At 48.8% G+C, this 18,614-nt stretch carries 15 protein-coding genes and 1 pseudogene; 8 read left to right on the top strand and 8 right to left on the bottom strand.

Translation table 11 applies throughout. The annotated features are described in order from the left end of the window. Both T433_RS16715 and T433_RS0101970 read left to right on the top strand, forming a co-directional pair. Positions 1-330 (top strand): hypothetical protein (locus T433_RS16715; protein WP_044109080.1); only part of this gene is annotated, 330 nt, incomplete at its 5' end. Between the two features lie 34 nt (positions 331-364). Continuing rightward, positions 365-805: an Ig-like domain-containing protein gene (locus tag T433_RS0101970; protein ID WP_081778314.1), complete on the top strand. Its 441-nt coding sequence runs from the start codon at positions 365-367 to the stop codon at positions 803-805. Between the two features lie 1,083 nt (positions 806-1,888). Here T433_RS0101970 and T433_RS0101980 read toward each other — a convergent pair. The 5 genes from T433_RS0101980 to T433_RS0102000 all read right to left on the bottom strand — a co-directional run bounded on the left by T433_RS0101980 (position 1,889) and on the right by T433_RS0102000 (position 8,398). Further along, positions 1,889-2,071, bottom strand: a complete 183-nt coding sequence (locus tag T433_RS0101980; RefSeq protein WP_155808277.1) for a hypothetical protein — start codon at positions 2,069-2,071, stop codon at positions 1,889-1,891. Positions 2,072-2,212: 141 nt separating this feature from the next. Next, positions 2,213-5,416 carry an Ig-like domain-containing protein gene (locus tag T433_RS0101985; RefSeq protein ID WP_081778315.1) on the bottom strand — a complete coding sequence of 1,068 codons (3,204 nt, stop codon included), beginning with the start codon at positions 5,414-5,416 and terminating at the stop codon, positions 2,213-2,215. Between the two features lie 551 nt (positions 5,417-5,967). Further along, the gene (locus T433_RS16370) at positions 5,968-6,150 is read right to left on the bottom strand and encodes a hypothetical protein (RefSeq protein ID WP_155808279.1); all 183 of its coding nucleotides are present in this window, start codon (positions 6,148-6,150) and stop codon (positions 5,968-5,970) included. 102 nt (positions 6,151-6,252) lie between these two features. Then, positions 6,253-6,573, bottom strand: coding sequence for a hypothetical protein (locus T433_RS16375; protein ID WP_155808281.1), 321 nt, complete (start codon positions 6,571-6,573; stop codon positions 6,253-6,255). 7 nt (positions 6,574-6,580) lie between these two features. After that, the gene (locus T433_RS0102000; RefSeq protein WP_162164156.1) at positions 6,581-8,398 is read right to left on the bottom strand and encodes a chitobiase/beta-hexosaminidase C-terminal domain-containing protein; all 1,818 of its coding nucleotides are present in this window, start codon (positions 8,396-8,398) and stop codon (positions 6,581-6,583) included. A 1,402-nt stretch (positions 8,399-9,800) separates the two neighbouring features. Here T433_RS0102000 and rplS point away from each other — a divergent pair. After that, positions 9,801-10,166 carry a 50S ribosomal protein L19 gene (gene rplS / locus T433_RS0102005; RefSeq protein WP_027450565.1) on the top strand — a complete coding sequence of 122 codons (366 nt, stop codon included), beginning with the start codon at positions 9,801-9,803 and terminating at the stop codon, positions 10,164-10,166. A 58-nt stretch (positions 10,167-10,224) separates the two neighbouring features. On the opposite strand, the gene T433_RS14370 is transcribed toward rplS, so the two are convergent. Continuing rightward, positions 10,225-10,404: a hypothetical protein gene (locus T433_RS14370; protein ID WP_044109081.1), complete on the bottom strand. Its 180-nt coding sequence runs from the start codon at positions 10,402-10,404 to the stop codon at positions 10,225-10,227. An 89-nt stretch (positions 10,405-10,493) separates the two neighbouring features. On the opposite strand from T433_RS14370, the pseudogene glf reads away from it, so the two are divergent. The 5 genes and pseudogenes from glf to T433_RS0102035 all read left to right on the top strand — a co-directional run bounded on the left by glf (position 10,494) and on the right by T433_RS0102035 (position 16,012). Further along, a pseudogene (glf, locus tag T433_RS14375) lies at positions 10,494-11,618 on the top strand (UDP-galactopyranose mutase). A gap of 56 nt (positions 11,619-11,674) precedes the next feature. Next, complete coding sequence (aepX, locus tag T433_RS0102020) at positions 11,675-12,979, top strand: phosphoenolpyruvate mutase (protein WP_027450563.1); 1,305 nt, start codon at positions 11,675-11,677, stop codon at positions 12,977-12,979. Beyond that, positions 12,976-14,109, top strand: coding sequence for a phosphonopyruvate decarboxylase (aepY, locus tag T433_RS0102025; protein ID WP_027454652.1), 1,134 nt, complete (start codon positions 12,976-12,978; stop codon positions 14,107-14,109). The genes aepX and aepY overlap by 4 nt, the downstream gene beginning before the upstream one ends. Before the next feature lie 62 nt (positions 14,110-14,171). Further along, the gene (locus T433_RS0102030) at positions 14,172-14,891 is read left to right on the top strand and encodes a phosphocholine cytidylyltransferase family protein (RefSeq protein ID WP_027454653.1); all 720 of its coding nucleotides are present in this window, start codon (positions 14,172-14,174) and stop codon (positions 14,889-14,891) included. After that, entirely contained in the window at positions 14,888-16,012 is a 1,125-nt protein-coding gene (locus tag T433_RS0102035) for a 2-aminoethylphosphonate aminotransferase (protein ID WP_027454654.1), read from the top strand. Before T433_RS0102030 ends, T433_RS0102035 begins: the two co-directional genes overlap by 4 nt. Positions 16,013-16,046: 34 nt before the next feature. Here T433_RS0102035 and T433_RS0102040 read toward each other — a convergent pair whose 3' ends face one another. Both T433_RS0102040 and T433_RS0102045 read right to left on the bottom strand, forming a co-directional pair. After that, complete coding sequence (locus T433_RS0102040; RefSeq protein ID WP_027454655.1) at positions 16,047-17,390, bottom strand: adenylyltransferase/cytidyltransferase family protein; 1,344 nt, start codon at positions 17,388-17,390, stop codon at positions 16,047-16,049. Continuing rightward, the gene (locus T433_RS0102045) at positions 17,387-18,463 is read right to left on the bottom strand and encodes a pyridoxal-phosphate-dependent aminotransferase family protein (RefSeq protein WP_027454656.1); all 1,077 of its coding nucleotides are present in this window, start codon (positions 18,461-18,463) and stop codon (positions 17,387-17,389) included. The genes T433_RS0102040 and T433_RS0102045 overlap by 4 nt, the downstream gene beginning before the upstream one ends. Positions 18,464-18,614: the final 151 nt, after the last annotated feature.

The following is an 18,614-nucleotide window of genomic DNA, read 5'->3' on the forward strand; positions in this document are numbered from 1 at the left end:
CTTACGTGTTGTCCTTCCGCGTTTGTGCCTGAGAGCGAGCTCTCGCACAACGTGGAAGCCCACCACGGTTTGGTTCCCAAACTTGGTCATCACGAGTGGAAAAACCCCGCTTCGCTAAAAAACCATTCTTTCCAGTACGTAGCTGTTATAGGTGGTGTAGGCGCAGCCGGTTTTCTCGGTTTTTCCTCTGAGGATGTTTTTAGTTGCGCAGCAACGAGTGATGTTGTCAGGGCTTGTGCGGGAGCTTGCTCACAGGCACAAAGCCATGACAGCAGCACGGGGCTCGAAGAGCTAAAACATCAGCAGAGGGGTTTTCAAGGTTTTTGTTAAAACATAAGGAACAAAACAATAAAACATAGATATTATGAAAAAATTATTTTCGATATTTGCGATGGCTATGCTGATACTGGCTGTTGCCACAAGCTGCGACAAACAAGATATCTATCCCGCACAGCTGTTCATCAGCGGCGAGGGTATCCAGAATGGCGAGGTGAACCTGAAGGCTCAGGAGACCGTGCAGATAGAACTGTCGTACTTCCCCAAACATGCCATCAAAGAGGGCATCGTGTATAGCAGTAGCAACGAAAACGTGGCTACCGTCGATCAGAACGGTGTGGTGAAAGGTATCGACACCGGTACTGCCACCATCGTGGTGAACTGCACCAAGATGCCAGTGAGATACTGCTGGCTGGAGCACGACTACGCCGTAGCCACGCTCACCGTACACGTCACCGGCAGCACCCTACAGCTGCAGGACAGCGAGAAATCGCAGAGTGAGGCGGACTCACGACAGTTGGAATGGTAGCGTCCCACCGCCAGGGTGGCGCAAAGTAAGAACGTTATTCATGATTATAAGTTTTTTAAGGTAGTTTAGGATAACCTTGTCGGCGTACTCACTTCGTGTGGGTGCGCCGAATTTGTAACCCCACCCCATCCCTCCCAAGGGGAGGGGGTAAAAGGGTCATTTTGGTTTCTTAACTTATTTCTTCATTATGAATCTATCCACTCCCCTCCCTGCAGGGAGGGGCTGGGGGTGGGTCTCCCCCCTCCCCCTTGGGGAGGTTGGGAGGGGGTTGGGAGGGGGTCGGGAGGAGGTTGGGAGGGGGTTAGGAGCTTATGAAGTATTCTGGTTTTTTAGGACCGAAGGTCCGAGGTTTTTCCTTTTTGAGCCAGGCAGCCCCAGAATGGGGTAACGGTGGTGGTGGAAAACGGGCCGTGAACTTGTTCACGAGCAAGTTTTCCTCCAACACCGATAAAGCCTAGACAGAGGCTTCTGGCTCAAAAAGGGGTTTTATTTGGTTTTTGTATGTTTTCCTCCAACACCGATAAAGCCTCGACAAAGGCTTCTGGCTCAGAAAGGGGTTTTATTTGGTTTTTGTAAAGAAACAAGGGCTAGAACCACTAGTTTCGTCTCGCAAAACCTATATGGTTAATGGTCAATAGTCAATGTTTAATAATCCAACACCTACGCTCTTGAATCGCACCTAGCCCCTAGAATGCTCAATTCTAGACTCTAGAATGATGTGATCTAGACTCTAGAATGATGCATTCTAGACTCTAGAATCGTGCTTTCTAGACTCTAGAATGACACCAAAACCTATACTTTTGCAAGTCAAAACTGCCACTATTGGCTCGCAAAACAATAAGTATTGCGACAAGAAACAATAAGAATAGCAGCGCTATTGTTGAGAAAAAAAGGCCCCTCCTGGCCTCCCCAAGGGGGAGGGGAATGACCCCACCCCGTCCCTCCCAAGGGGAGGGAGTAATACAGAACGTGCCGCCATTCGCAATGAATAGCGGCACGATTGCTATATTTCCTCCCCTCGGGGAGGCTTATTATTTGTTGATGGGTTTACAATCCCTCCCCCTTGGGGAGGTTAGGAGGGGGTTATTCCTCTTCTTCCCACACGTCGTAGCGGCGGGAGAGGTTGTTGCCGGTGTCCTCTGTTATTTCCGTGAAGTCGGTTTGTTCAGGAGCAACTCCTTTTGTGTCGAGTAGAGAACTAGTCAGCAGATGCTGGGTCGCTATCTTAGTGATGGCCATCTCTGGCGCAATATATTTCTTTTTCATAATATCTAAATATTTTGACCCCACCCCATCCCTCCAATAACCCCACCCCGTCCCTCCCAAGGGGAGGGTGAAAAATTGGGGCTTTGGTTTATTATCCCCTCCCCCTTGGGGAGGTTGGGAGGGGGTCGGGTCGTTTTCTTTTTATTTAATCACTTTCTTTCCATTCAGGATATACACGCCCTTTGTTGGCTTAGCCACGCGGCGACCGCTGAGGTCATACCAGTTGCCATTCAATTCTTCAATTCTTGAATTCTTCAATTTTTCAACAGCGGTAGCCTCGTCGTCCAGAGAGATGAAGCCGCGGGCATAGGTTCCGCTTGGGATGTTTGTTGCGGGAATGTATGCCGAGTTAGCACGAAGGGTGAAGGGGTTAGCATTCTTATAGAAGCCCAGTCCGTTGGTGCCCTTCTTCAGCACGAAGATAGTGCCGGCATCTTTCACGGTCTCGGTAGTGACGCCCTCCATGATATTAGCCACAGGCTCGGCGCTAGCGCAGACAGGCACGCTGGCCGTCTCGCCGCTTACCAGCAAACCAGTATTTGCAGGCACCTTACCCGTCACCTCATTAAACTTCACCGTAGTGCCATCCACCGTAGCGGTGTAAGCAGTCAGGGCTGTAATACCTGTGAAGTCGAGAGGATAGTTAGAACAGTATGTTGCCCAACCTGCAGCAGAGATAGAAACTGTAACATCAGTTGGAAGTGTTGTCACATAACCATTAGGCTTAGATTCTGCATTTACGACAATCTCAGTGGCACGAATCTGATTACCAGATGTAGCATAACATCTCACTGAAGAAGCATTATTAAATGAATTTATGGTTTGAGTAGTTCCATTTGTTGTGAGAGTTCCTGCAGAAACAGAATTAATTTTATATTTTGACTCTGAAATTGTAGCAACAACACTTGTCAAAACACCAGTGGTTGAAATTTCGAAATAATTGGATGTGCCATCTGTTACAGTCCATGTATTTGGTGTTTTACTAGTATAATGCTGACCTGCAGACAATTTAAGAGTTATATCTGTAGCAGTATCCTTCCATGTCAAACTCTCATTTGTTACTGCTGGTGTCTTGGTAATATCACTAGCATTGAATACTGCAGTTAGTATTCTTTTCTCAACATATACAGCATAGTAATTGATATCAGCATCACCCATATTAGCCTCAGTTACTGTTGCAGGCTTAACAGCTGCAGTTCCATCAATGGCAGCAGTTGCCCATCCCTCGAACACAAATCCACCTACAGCAGGTGTAGGATTAGTTGGGAATACTATAGCAGCCTCTTCCTCTACACTTTCTTCACTAATCTTTGTACCATTATCATAGAAAGCTACTGTATGAGAAGGATTGTTCACAGTAATCTCAATGCTCTTACTGAAAGTTGTACCCTTCTTATAGTTAACATCGTCTTTATCCACATTCAATGTTGCTGTGATATTTGCAGTACCCTTGCCAACAGCAGTAATCACGCCATCAGCAGCTACGGTAGCAACATCGGTATTATCAGAAGCATAGGTATAAGCAGCAGTCCAACCAGCCTGGTCGTTGGCAACGGTTGTATTTGTCGTGTTGCCCTTAATCAGAGTTGTTTCAGTTGCTGTGAAAGAAGTGATATTAACTGCCTCGCGAGTGTCAGCTGCGACAGTGGTGCAGTAGTCTGAATATGTATCAGGAGTACCTGTTACCCAATCAACATCTATCTCATCAAGATACATAGCGCCACTATTAGAAGCCATTCCTATATACGCATAATCTCCAACAATATTAGCCTCAGTACTAGTTCCGTAAACAATAGTACCTAGCAATGTACCCTTTTTGTTATTATCATACAAATCAGATGAAGCCGTATAAGCACTATTCTTACCATAAATATTTAAAGTTCTGCCACTTGCAGTAGTACTTTTCCATGTTACAGTAACTTTCTTAGCAAAACCACCAGACGTGGTAGTCACGATACCACTATTTGTGTTATCACGCATTTGAATAGCACCACCATTTGATGTCGTGTTTCCAGCATATACTGCATCAGATCCCGAGGTTGCTTTTTTGTTTACCCAATTACCATAAGATGAAGGATTACCGAATGTTGCAGTCGTCAATTCGTCTGTCTTTGTTGTCGAACTTCCTGGAGTCACATCAGCATAACAAGCATAATAAGTAACATCTTCATCACCCATTGTTGCGGAAGAAACAAATGTTGGTGCTTCATCTGTAGTGCCGGTAATAGTAGCAGCTACCCAACCAACGAACACTTTTCCATCAACAGCTACAGGATTCGTAGCAGGAAATACAATAGCCTTTCCTACTTCGGTAGGTACAGTGGCATGTGTCTCGCCACCATTCTTTTTGAAAATTGCATTATGATATACTTTAGCAGCAAATGTTGCACTTAACGTAACATCATGTTCCGTCATTGTATAAGAAGTGGCAGCTGTATAAGTATGAGTTGAAGCATCTACAGCTTTCCAATTCACAAAATTATAGTCATCAGAGGGAGTAGCAGTAACGGAAAGAACAGTACCTGCAATAAATTTATCCCCAGAAGTAACTACATCATCTCCATTCTTAACAACAAGAGTTCCACCAGTAGGAGCTATGATTGTAACTGTATACGTTGGGATTTCCTCGAAGTTAATTCGAACCGTACAATTCTCTGTTGCCGTGACAGTAAATTTATTACCAGACTGTGATACTGTTGCTGAACCAGCAATCACCTCATAAGGTGTTACTGTACTTATACGGCATCCAGCAGCTGGAGTTGCAGTAATCACGTTATTCTCGACCGAAACAGTACCTAAAGATGTATTATTCGACTCGCCAGTAAGAGTAAAACTAACCCCTTTTACAACTTTATAGAAAAAAGCCATGGTACCGGTTGTATTGGCATAAGAACGCAGTCCACTTGTTCCGTTTATTCTAAGGTGTCGTGTTGTTGTCGTTTTATTAGCAACTGCATAATTTGTCCCAGAAACCTGCGTAGTACCAATAATAAGATCTGTATTTGTTCCTGTAGAAGTTGCCATACTAAAGGCATTAGAAGTAGGAACTTGCAAATAATATTTTGTACTTCCGATTGTAGCTTCAGCGGTGAATGAATTACCATCATTAGCTTTCTTCAAGGTATAATAGATTGGCGTTTGTGCAGAAGGTAACGCTGTCTTACCCCAAGAAGATGTACCTTCATAATGGAATCCCGTTCCATCAATTCCCAAAACATATTCAGCGGATTCATCAATGTTGGCGATTGAAGTCAATTGCTCATAAGTATCCGCCACACTACTCAAGCCCCCAACTATGAACGTGCATAGCAGGAGCAAAGTTTTTAGTAAAAATGTCTTTTTCATAAATATAATAAATTAGTTAGTCTATGGCAATTTAGTTGAAAGTCGGAGCAGACGTCTGTTTCGCAACAAACGGGGGGCGACTCTGCTAAATGTTGTTATGTTGATTTAATAATTACACAATCAACGCTGCAAAGATATACATTATTTATTTATTTTGCAAACAAATGAAAAGAAAAAAAAGCAATCTGCTCAGTACCAAAATGAGTACCACGTTTTGTACTGGTCGTACCAAGCGTTGGTACTGAGGCTACCAAGCGTCGGTAGCCACACTACCAAGGCGTGGTAGTCAGGCTACCAAGCGGTGGTAATCACGCTACCAAATGGCGGTACAAGTTTGTTTGCCCCTCCCCTCATAACCCCACCCCGACCCTCCCAAGGGGAGGGGGTTAGTGGGGCGTTATGTTTATTTACTTATTTCTTCATTATGAATCTATCCACTCCCCTCCCCTCGGGGAGGTTGGGAGGGGGTTGGGTTCTTTTTTTTGGTTTATTAACCCCTCCCCCTTGGGGAGGTCGGGAGGGGGTTGTGGGGAGGTCGGGAGGGGGTCCCGTTACTCTTCCCAATCTTCCCACACGTCGTAGCGGCGAGAGAGGTTATTTCCCGTTTCGGTAGTTGTCTTGGTGAAGTCGTCCTGTGTAGGAGTACTAGTGGTGTTGAGCAGCGATGATGCCAGCATCTGTCGAGTTTCAATCACCGTGATTGCCATTTCCGGCGCAATATATTTCTTTTTCATAATATCTATGTTTTATTGTTTTGTTCCTTATGTTTTAACAAAAACCTTGAAAACCCCTTGCTGAGAAAGATACTCTTGTCAGCGTATTAACGCCATTTGTCGTCATTCTGCTTGTGTGCAAGCACCCAGCAGCCTTCCACCAAATACCGTTATCCCTTTCAGGGACTCTTTTCTCATCAAGGAAAAACCAAGAAAACAGGCTGCGCCTACACCACCTATAACAGCTATGTACTGGAAAGAATGGTTTTTTAGCGAAGCGGGGTTTTTCCTTCTGCGGGCTTGAGCCACGTCAGTGGTGTGACAAGAGGCGGGGGTATGGCTGGAAAGCTCGCTTTCATAGCCAGAGACCTGCCGCTTGACACATGAGCTCTTTAAGAGCGTCAAGCCTACAGAAGGGGTTTTTCTTGTTTTTGTTTTCATCATCACTCTATCACTTTACCACGACCTTTTTGCCATTGAAGAGGTAGACGCCCTTCTTGGTCGGAACACTCTGCAGCTTGCATCCGTTCAGGTTGTAGAAGACTCTTTCGCCTTCGGAGAGGGCTGGGGTGAGGCTTCCCTTTATTCCAGTTGCCTCGTCGTCCAGAGAGATGAATCCGCGGGCAGTGGCTGGGATGTTTGTTGCGGGGATGTATGCCGAGTGGGCACGAAGGGTGAAGTCGTTCGCATTCTTATAGAAGCCCAGTCCGCTGGCACCCTTCTTCAGTACAAAGATGGTGTTAGCACTCTTCACGGTTTCTTTAGTGACGCCCTCCATGATATTAGCCACAGGATCGGCGCTGGCGCAAACAGGCACGCTAGCCGTCTCGCCGCTAATCAGCAAACCAGTATTTGCAGGCACCTTACCCGACACCTTGTTGAACGTCACCGTAGTGCCAACCACCGAAGCGGTGTAAGCCGTCAATGCAGTAACACCAGTAAAGTCAAGAGCATATTCAGAGCAGTAGGTAGCCCAGCCAACAGCACTGATGGTTGGAGTGACATTTTCTGGACGCTTGGTGTAAACTGTCACCGAATAAATATATCCGCTCTTTGTAGGAGTGAAGGTTGCATTACCATCTGCCGACACCACAAATGTAGAATTGCCGTTTGCAGAAGAAGTAAACACATCTTTTGACACATTAGTTCCAGCAGTAACAGCATCACCAGTAAATACGATCACGTCGCCAGCAGACAAATCAGTAATCACCATCGAGCCATTTACATTATATGGCCAAAGACCCGTATTTTTTTCTTTTGTCGCTCCATAATAACGGACTTGCCATACCACATTATTTACACCAAAATTAGAATGGAAACCAGCATTAGTAATATTATAGTAGCCAGCAACCAAATTCTCTCCGCTCAGAGTTAATGAGGCCTGTTTGTTATAATTGTCTGAACCAGATCCGATAATGCCTTCTGCCAAAGCTTTAAAGTCATTAGACCAATCTTGACGATATGAAGTAACGTCAACATAGGTAGGAACGGCGGTTACTTCGTCAGAGTTTGTATACCCCTCTACATACGACCAGAACTTGTAGGTTGAGCCAACAGATGCATTAACCGTCTCACCACTGTTAATAGTCTGAGTTTCGCCATCGTTTTCTGTATATTTAATAACGGCAGTAGGTGACAGCAGCTTATCTGTCTGCGTAGATGTGAGCGTTAATGTATAAGCCCCAGCGCTATATGCGCCAATGGTATAAGACGGATTATTCAGTTTGATAGCTGTGCCTGCCTGGAATGACAGCTCGTCAGAAACAGCCTCCTTAGTATTTTTGGTTGCCTTAACCTTCAATGTTGTATTAGCAGAGATCACTACAGAGTTTCCTTCAACATAGGCACCCCAATCTTCGCCATCCTTGATTGAATAATATAATGTAACACCTTCTGTTGTACAACTGAACGTGACCGTACGATTAATGCCATCAACAGCGGAAATTGCAGCAGTTGGTACGTCTATTACATCCATATCAATCAACTGAGTGGTGACAGCTGATGGAGTAGCAGCAGACGAATTACTGATGGTAATTGCTTTGACAGTTGCAGTCTCACTAATATTAAATGGACCTGTGTAAAGAGTAGATGATGCGGTTGGGATACTGCCATCAATTGTATAATAGGTCTTAACACCACTAAGCAGATTAGATACACCATCGGTAATCGTTACAGTGCGTTCATCACCAGCCGCTTCCGAATCAATACTTGGAGCGGTGACGGTTTCAGCTTTTACCGTCTCGATTATAATAGAGGATATTTTACACAAGGTCTTAGCTTGGAACAAAAAGTTTGTATTAGCACCTAACGTTATCTGTGTTCCAGAGGTATAATTTGTCCAATCTGTAGTTATACCAGTATAATCAGGAACTCCACCTCTTACCATTATAGCACCTGGTGTGAAGTTAATTTTCACCTTATCACCTTTTTGCATTCCGACAATACCCACATGGTCTCCATTTGTTCTTTGAGCATAAAGTCCATCGTTCTCTATTGAGAACGTTCCAGCAAACTGGAATGCAAAGCGATTATGCACCTCTGCTAAATTAGACGCATAGTTAGCGTTTACAGACGCACCGGAAAAGGCCTTTGTTCCTGAATTTTCAAGCGTTCTGTTTGAATACGAAGTAAAATCATACGTTACCGTATTCGACAAATCTGCCGCTGTAATCTGCAAGTAAGCATAGTGAACAGACAAACGAATGTCAAGAGAAGCTGGAGAACTACTTAAGGTTTTGTTATAGCTATATGTGTATGTGGCCGAGCTTTTTCCAGTGATATTTGCCGTCATAGAAAAAGAAGTGCCATTCAAGCTGACGTACATATCAACAGTAGATCCGTCCATGTCAGCACGCCAAGCATCCCAATCAGACCAGCTCGTTGTAAAGCCATCTCCTTTTCCGGCTTTATTTTCCCAAGCGTCAGGGCGCATTACAATAATATCTTCGTTTCCATCGTTTACTATCAAATGATAGCCATTCATATTGTTCCAAGCACCACCGTCTATTCTATTCTGACTGAATGTGTAATGGATAAACTTTCCATTAGTCAGTGTAATTGGGGTTGATGAATCGGTGAGATCTGTTGTTGAGCAATCAGCGTTACCAACCGTTTCGATTGGATCCGCCCATACACTTCCACTCATGCCCAGCAATACTGAAACGAGTAGCATTTTGGTTAGTAATTGTAGTTTTCTCATAGTCAATAATAGTTTTGTTAGTTTTATATATATTAGTAGTTATTCGTAGGTTACAGGCCCCGTTAACCAGCCTGTCTGTAAGAGTTTCGATATCCTAAATATCGTAAATTGCCATCAAATTTCGGTGGTAAAGGTACACAATATATTTAAAAGCGCAAAATTATTTAATACATTTTTGAGTTTCGCACCAAAAAAAGTATGTTCGTTTGTTCTTTCAGTCGCTCCGCATTCTTGCCTTGCAAGCGTCACCCTTCGGGATGCCGAGCGGGTGAATGCGGCAGAGCCGAGCGATTATGCCTTTTAGTTAAAAAATCATAAAGGTTGAGTTAAATACCTGTTTTCCAGCATCGTGTGTCGGTAAAAAGCAGTACCTTTGCATCCGCTTTCCGCGTAATCGCTGGCAGGAAGATAGGAGAGTTGCCTGTTATGTTGCGTTGGAACGATACAACAACCATTTAATTATAAAAAGAAAATGAATTTAATTAAAGTTGCTGAAGAAGCATTTGCAACCGGCAAGCAGTTCCCTTCATTCAAGGCTGGTGACACTGTAACTGTCGCTTACAAAATTATCGAGGGTTCAAAGGAGCGTATCCAGCTCTATCGTGGTGTAGTAATCAAGATTGCAGGTCACGGAGACAAGAAGCGCTTCACTGTACGTAAGATGTCAGGTACCATTGGTGTAGAGCGTATCTTCCCCATTGAGTCGCCCAACATCGATAGCATCGAGGTAAACAAGGTTGGTAAGGTTCGCCGCGCCAAGCTGTACTACCTGCGCAAGCTCACGGGTAAGGCTGCCCGTATCAAGGAGAAGCGTTCTGCTATCAAAGTGGAAGATTAAGACATTCCCCTTCGAAAAGAATAAAAGCATCGATTCCCGCATGGAGTCGATGCTTTTTTTATTCACCATAGTTGCTCTTTCCGTCGGCCTCGCCATGAAGCGCATCGCGAAAGGTGTCCCAATCCTGAAAGCCAGCCAACAGCGCCAGGCGGTCTAACGTCTTGTGATTGGGTTTCTTGAGCAACTCCTTCTCTACAGCCTCCAACAGTTTGCGGAGTTCAAAATGTTTCTTTTCCATAGGGATGCTAAAATTTTCGGCAAAGTTAGAAAATTATTATGAATATTTTGTAACTTTGCAGCAAAATATGACAAAACACCGATAAAAAAATGGCAGACAAGTACTACGACTATCTGATAGTGGGTTCGGGTCTCTTTGGTGCCACCTTTGCATACAAGGCGCACCAAGCAGGCAAGCGCTGTCTGGTCATTGACAAAAGGCCACACCTGGGCGGCAACATCTACTGCGAAGAGGTGGAAGGCATCAACGTGCATAAGTATGGTGCCCACATCTTCCACACGTCGAACAAAACCGTGTGGCAGTTCGTGAACAGCATCGTGGCGTTCAACCGCTACACCAACTCGCCCGTGGCCAACTACCAAGGGAAACTGTACAACCTGCCGTTCAACATGAACACCTTCTACCAGATGTGGGGCGTATGCACACCCGACGAGGCACAGCGCATCATCGACCAGCAGCGCCACGAAGCACTGGCACACATGGACGGCGAGCCGCAGAACCTGGAAGAACAGGCACTATCGCTGGTGGGCCGCGACATCTACGAACGGCTGATAAAAGGCTACACCGAAAAACAGTGGGGGCGCCCATGCACAGAGCTGCCCGCCTTTATCATCAAGCGTCTGCCCGTGAGGATGGTGTTCGACAACAACTACTTCAACGACGACTATCAAGGCATCCCCATAGGCGGCTACAACAAACTGATAGACGGACTGCTGGAAGGCATTGAGACGCGCACCGGCGTGGATTTCTTCAAAGAGCGCAGCTACTGGGAGGCACAGGCCCGCCAGATTGTGTTCACCGGATAGCTGGACGAGTTCTTCGACTATCGCTTCGGAGCGCTGGAATACCGCACCGTGAGCTTCGAACAACAAACGCTGGACACGCCCAACTACCAGGGCAATGCCGTGGTGAACTACACCGATGCCAGCGTGCCCTACACACGCATCATCGAACATAAGCACTTCGAACTGTTTGGCGACCGCGTGTACAGCGTGCCCAAGACCGTGATCTCGCGCGAATACAGCACAGAATGGAAGCCAGGCATGGAGCCCTACTACCCCATCAACGACGCACGCAACAATGCCGTGGCCGAGCAGTATAGAACTATGGCACAGCAGTGCGAAAACGTGATTTTCGGCGGGCGACTGGCAGAATACAGATACTATGACATGGCGCCAATCGTAGAAAAAGCGCTAAGCCTGCCTATTTCTTGAATATTTTTACTACCTTTGCAAACTATAAACACTATAAAAATACTTTAAACATCAATATGAGCAAGAAGATTTACCTTGGCATGATTGCCGATATAATGCACCCAGGACTTATCAACATCATCAACGAGGGCGCAAAACACGGCGACTTGATTGTGGGTCTGTTCACCGACAAAGCCATTGCGCAGCACAAGCGCCTGCCATACCTCACCTACGAACAGCGTAAGAGCGTGGTGGAAAATATCAAAGGCGTGAGCCAGGTGGTGCCACAAGACGAATGGAGCTATGCAGAGAACCTGCGCAAGCTGAAGCCCGACTACATGATTCATGGCGATGACTGGCAGCAGGGAGCCGACAAGGAACTGCGCGAAGAAGCCATCAACGTGATGAAGGAATGGGGCGGCGAAGTGATCGAGATACCCTATACGAAAGGCATCGAGTCTTCATCGCTCGACAAGGAAATCAAAAAGATTGGCACAACACCCGACATCCGACTGAAGTCGCTGCGCCGACTGATAGAGGCCAAGAACGTGGTGCGCATCCTGGAGGTGCACGACGGTTTGTCAGGACTGATCTGCGAGAACCTGGAGGTGAAGAACGGCCTGAACACAGAGCGCTTCGACGGTATGTGGAGCAGCTCGCTGACCGACTCTACATCGAAAGGTAAGCCCGACATCGAGGCTGTGGACCTGACCACCCGTATGCAGGACCTGACCAACATCCTGGAATGTACCACAAAGCCCATCATCTACGACGGCGACACGGGTGGCAAGCTGGAGCACTTCGTATTCACCGTGCGCACACTGGAGCGCAACGGTATCTCGGCAGTGATTATCGAAGACAAGGTGGGTCTGAAGAAGAACTCGCTCTTCGGCACCGACGCCATACAGACACAAGACACCATAGAGCACTTCTGCGAGAAGATTCGTGCCGGCAAGAACGCACAGGTGACCGACGACTTTATGATTATTGCCCGCTGCGAGAGCCTGATTGCCGGCAAGAGCGTTGACGACGCCATTGAGCGCTGCTGCGCATACGTAGAACAGGGCGGTGCCGACGGTATCATGATTCACTCGAAGGAGAAGACGGGCGACGACATCCGTGAGTTCTGCCGCCGCTTCCACGAGCTGCACCCCTACGTGCCCATCGTGGCTGTGCCCACCACCTACAACCACTTCCGCGAAGAGGAACTGGCTGAGTGGGGCATCAAGGTGGTGATCTATGCCAACCACATGTTGCGTGCAGCCTACCCCGCCATGGTCAAGGTGGCATCGAGCATCCTGGAAAACCATCGCTCGAGCGATGCCAACGACCTGTGCATGCCCATCAAACAGATTCTTGAACTTATTCCCGGAACAAAATGATAGACGTAAAAGAAGCCTACGAGGCACTGATTGCGAGCGGCATCGACATGTTTACTGGTGTGCCCGACTCGCTGCTGAAGAACATTTGTGCCTATATCACAGACACAGCACCACGCGAGAAGCACATCATCGCTGCCAACGAGGGTAATGCGGTGGGTATTGCTGCCGGACACTATCTGGCCACCGGCAAACCCGCACTGGTATATATGCAGAACTCTGGTCTGGGCAACACGGTGAACCCGCTGCTGTCGCTGGCCGACGAGAAGGTGTACAGCATCCCTATGGTGCTGATGATTGGATGGCGCGGTGAACCGGGTGTTCACGACGAGCCTCAGCACGTGAAGCAGGGCGAGGTGACACTGGCACTGCTCGACGCCATGCAGATTCCTTACATCATCCTGGAGGATGCCAGCCAGATAAAGGCACAGGTGGAGCTGTCGCTGGAGCGCAAGGCTCCTACGGCCATCGTGATTCGCAAAGGCACGTTTGGCAGCTACAAGCTGAAGAACGCTCGCAGCAACAATAACCCACTGAGCCGCGAAGACGCCATGAAGCTGGTGGTAGATCACCTGAAAGACAGCGATGTCATCGTATCGACCACCGGTAAGCTGTCGCGCGAGCTCTTTGAATATCGTGAGGCTAAGCAACAGGGACACGGCCACGACTTCCTGACCGTGGGCTCGATGGGCCACAGCAGCAGCATCGCGCTGGGCATTGCACTGGAGAAGCCCAACCGCCGCGTGTTCTGCTTCGACGGCGACGGGGCTTTCATCATGCACACCGGTGCACTGGGCATCGTGGCTAGCATGAACCCTCGCAACTACTTCCACATCTTGTTTAACAACGATGCTCACGAGAGCGTGGGCGGACAACCCACCATCGGCTATGAGCTGGATGCGGTGACCATGGCAAAGGCCAGCGGCTATAAGCAGGCTATGAGGGCCACAACACGCGAAGAGATGATTGCGGCACTGCAACAGCTGGAGACCACCGAGGGACCGGTGTTGCTGGAGCTGCGCGTAAAAATTGACTCGCGCGAGGACCTGGGACGACCCACCACGACGCCTATCCAGAACAAAGAGGCGTTTATGGAGGAACTGGGTGCGCCTTTGGCGCAAGATGAGAGATGAGAGATGAGAGATGAGAGGTGGGTGCGCCTCTGGCGCAAGATGAGAGGTGAGAAGTTTTTATTATGATTAAGACTGCTGTAATTATGGCTGCGGGCATGGGAACCAGATTTGGGACTATGACCGAGGAACGGCCTAAGGGATTTATAGAAGCTGGCGGCAAGGCAATGGTGGTGCGAAGCATCGAGACATTGATTAGCTGCGGCATAGAACGTATTATCATTGGCACGGGCTATCTGCGCGAGGCCTACGAAGAGCTGGCTAAGCAATATCCACAGATTGAATGCTGCTTCAGTCCTCGCTATGCCGAGACGAACAGCATGTACACGTTGTACAACTGTCGTGAGATGATTGGCGACGAGGACTTCCTGCTGCTGGAGAGCGACCTGGTGTTTGAACGCCGGGCCATCACGGCACTGATGACGTGTGAGCACCCTGACGTGATGCTGATTACACCGGTGACGAAGTTTCAGGACCAGTACTACGTGGAGAGCAACGACCATGGGGTGCTGACCAACTGCTCGGTGAACAAAGACGAGCTGAACTACAAGGGCGAGCTGGTAGGTATCCACAAGCTGAGCGGTGCGTTCTATAAGAAGATGTGTGCCGACTACGCACAGAAGGTGGACGAGCTGCCTAAGCTGGGCTACGAATACCAACTGCTGTACATGTCGCAACACATCAGCCCGGTCTTCGTGCTGTGCGAAGAAGGACTGAAGTGGTACGAGATTGACGATATCGACGATTTAAAGTTTGCTGAAGAACATATTATTCAATACTTATGAATATCAAAAGAAATGTCCTGCTGAACCCAGGACCCGCCACCACCACTGATACGGTGAAGATGGCACAGGTGGTGCCCGACATCTGTCCGCGAGAGAAGGAGTTTGCCGGCATGATGAAGCAGCTGCGTGCAGACCTACTGCGCATTGCACACGCACCCGCCGACAAGTTTACGTCTGTACTGTTCTGCGGATCAGGTACCATCAACATAGACATCTGTCTGAACTCTCTGTTGCCTGAAGGCAAAAAGGTGCTGGTGGTGAACAACGGCGCCTACAGCAGTCGTGCGGTAGAGATTTGCCAATACTACGGACTGCCACACATCGACCTGAAGTCGAGCGTGTTTGAGCGCCCTGACCTGGACGCAGTGAAGAAGGCACTGGACGAGAATCCTGACGTGGCACTGGTGTACACCACCCACCACGAGACAGGTACCGGCGTGCTGAACCCCATCCGCGAGATTGGTGCCATGGCTCACCAGCACGGAGCTATCTTCGTGGTTGACACGACCTCGTCGCTGGGCATGATACCCTTCGACATGGTGGAAGACAACGTGGACTTCTGCATGGCGTCGGCCCAGAAAGGACTGATGGCTATGACGGGTCTGTCGTTCATCATCGGCAACGAGGCTGAGATTCGCAAGAGCAAGGACTATCCTAAGCGTTCGTACTACTGCAACCTGTATCTGCAGTATGACTTCTTCGAGCGTACGGGCGAGATGCACTTCACGCCACCTGTGCAGACCATCTATGCCACCATGCAGGCGCTGAAGGAATATTTTGAGGTTGGCGAGAAAGAGAAGTTTGCTCGTCATCACCGCGTCATCGAGGCTATCCACAAGGGACTGGAAGAGATGGGACTGAAGGAGGTGATTGACCGCAACATACAGTCGGGACTGGTGGCCAGCGTGCTCTACCCTAACGACGAGAACTGGGACTTTGAGCGTGTGCACGACTACTGCTACGACCATGGCTTCACCATCTATCCTGGTAAGATATCGACCACGAACACGTTCCGCCTGTGTGCGCTGGGCACGATAGACACGCCAGACATCGAGGCCTTCTTTAAAGTGCTGAGAGAGGGATTTGAGAAACTGGGTATTCAGGTTCCTGCCAAATACTAAGCAGGGAAAGAGATAGAAAAAAAAGATACGGCCATCAGATGATGACCGTATTTTTTTTATGATAGAAATCGCTGATGACCGCCACAATGGCATCAGACGTGGGTTCGTCGACATAGCCCATGGGGCGCCCCGACTGAACGGCTTTCATGAAGGAGAGCAACTCGTAGCGCAGGCCCTCGCCGTCGAGCTGGTAGAAATAACGACGGTTGTTGGCTGGATTCTCGTAGCGTATCTCGAAATAGTCGGTCTTCCACCAAGGGGCAGGCACATAGATATAGCCCTTGGTGCCAGAGATGACCAGCGAGCCTTCTGACTTAACACCCTGACCGACCTTCAGCGAGGCAACAGCATGGGGATAGGTGAAGGTGACCTTCGTGAAGGCATCGAAGTCGCTATCGTCGCCAAGCAGATGGGTGGCAATGGTCTTGCTGCAGTAGTCGATGCCCAGCAACTGGAAGATGGGCAGCATGGCCGTGGGGCCCCAGGCGCAGATACTGTTCCACAGATGGGCTGCCTTCTTTTTCTCGGTGGCCTCGAAGCCTGCCAAACTGGTACAGGTGGCATCTACCGACACGATGTCGCCAATGGCACCGCTCTTGGCCAGCAGCACCAGACGCGAATAGGCCATGGAATAGGCGGTCTTCAGGGAATCGACCAGCAGACAACCTTTTGCCTTGGCCAGCGCACGCAGCTCGCTGAGCTGTTCGGGTGCAATGGCAATGGGCGACTCGCACAACACATGGCGGCCCTGGCTGAGTATCTGCTTGATATGTTCGAAGTGCCTACGGGGGTTGGAGATGACATACACTGCATCGCTCTTCTCTATCAGCTCACTGAGCTGACTCATGGGCATCACCAGCTGATGGAGGGTCTCTGACAGCATGGTGGCGTCTTCGGTACAGACACCGCTGATCTGCATGCCATTGACAAAGTGGCTCTCGCGTTCAATCTTATTTAAGATGGGCGACTCGCCAATCAATCCCAAGCGAAGTGCATGTTGCTCGGAACGCAGCTCGGTGCTGGAAATGCCTTCGGTGCGGTCGAGATAGACCACCTCGCAATATTCTTTCAGGTAGTCGAACTTGCCACGCCAGTCGCTGCCCACGGTGAAGATATCCACACCGTAGCGACGGATATCGTCGATCTTCTGACCTTCGTATTCCTCGACGATAATCTCGTCGGCCAGACCGGTAGCACGTACTGCCTCGATACGCTCCATGAGCGACTGCTCGACGTTGAGCTTGCCGCGCTGCTGATCGAAGCTGTCGGCCGTGACGCCCACTATCAGATAGTCGCCCAGCGCCTTGGCGCGCTCGAGCAATCTGATATGTCCGTAGTGAAGCAGGTCGTAGGTGCCGTATGTGATGACTTTCTTCATTTGATGAGTCCGCGTTTTTGCATATCTAACATCGCATTAATCAGCGTCGTATTGTCGTCGGTGGTCAGGGCACCGAGGTGTCCGACACGGAAGACACGGTCGCGAAGGTCGCCACCATTGGGACAAATCCATATCTGGTATTCGTCTTTCAGGGTGGTGAAGATATCATAGGCAGAGATACCTTGTGGCGACAAAGCCGTGACGCCGTTCTGAGGCGAAGTGGTGAACATCTTAAAGGGCAGTGGAGCCACCTTCTGACGGAAATCCTGCGAGAGCATCTTCATGCGTTTCAGTTCGCTCTCGACACCGCCCGCTGCCTTGATGTCGCGCAGGCGCTGATTGATTTGCAGGAGGGTACCTACCGCAGGTGTAAAGGGAGTCTGGCCGCGCTCGCCATTCTTCAAGGCTGACTTCAAGTCGAGATACATCGAAACAGAATGGTTCTGGTTCACACGCTCTAAGGCGCGGGGCGACAAGACAATGAGTGAGATGCCCGGAGGACAGGCCAGCGCTTTCTGAGAGCCTGTGATCATCACATCGGCACCCAGCGCCTCCATATCGAACGGGTCGGCCAGGAAGGTGCTGATGGCATCGACAATGAGCAGCAGCCCGTTGGCCTGACAGAAACGTGCAATCATGGGCATATCGTAGAGCACACCTGTTGAGGTCTCGCCCATGTTCACCAGGAATGCGGTATATCCCTGGTTGGCAAGGGGGGCCAGATGTGCTTCTGTCAGCGGCTGACCATAGTCAAGACTAATTTCATGATGGGGTATCTGGTGGAGTTGCAACAACTCAACAAAGCGATGGCCAAACGAGCCGCCGTTGACGACAATGGCCTTGTCTTTCGGTGACAACACATTCATCACCGTAGCTTCCATGGATGCCGTGCCGGAACCAGTCATGAAGCAGACGCGACTGTCCTGTGGCGCATGAGCAAATTCGCGAACCAGACGCTCGTTCTCGAACATCACCTCGGAGAACTCTGGGGTACGAAAATAAGGTACATGCTCTTGGCCAATGGCGCGAACTGCTTCGCTCGACATCACGGGGCCTACAGTAAAATTCAGCATTTTTCTTTCTTCTATTTTTTTATTTCACTTCTATATAACTAAGGTTACAGAATAACTAAGGTTACAGACCCCACCCCCTGCCCCTCCCCTTGAAGGGAGGGGAGAACCGCAGAGGAAGCTGCCTCTCTCCCCTCCCTTCAAGGGGAGAACC

It is taken from the genome of Xylanibacter brevis ATCC 19188, from assembly GCF_000621725.1.
In the GTDB taxonomy this organism is placed as follows: Bacteria; Bacteroidota; Bacteroidia; order Bacteroidales; family Bacteroidaceae; genus Prevotella; species Prevotella brevis.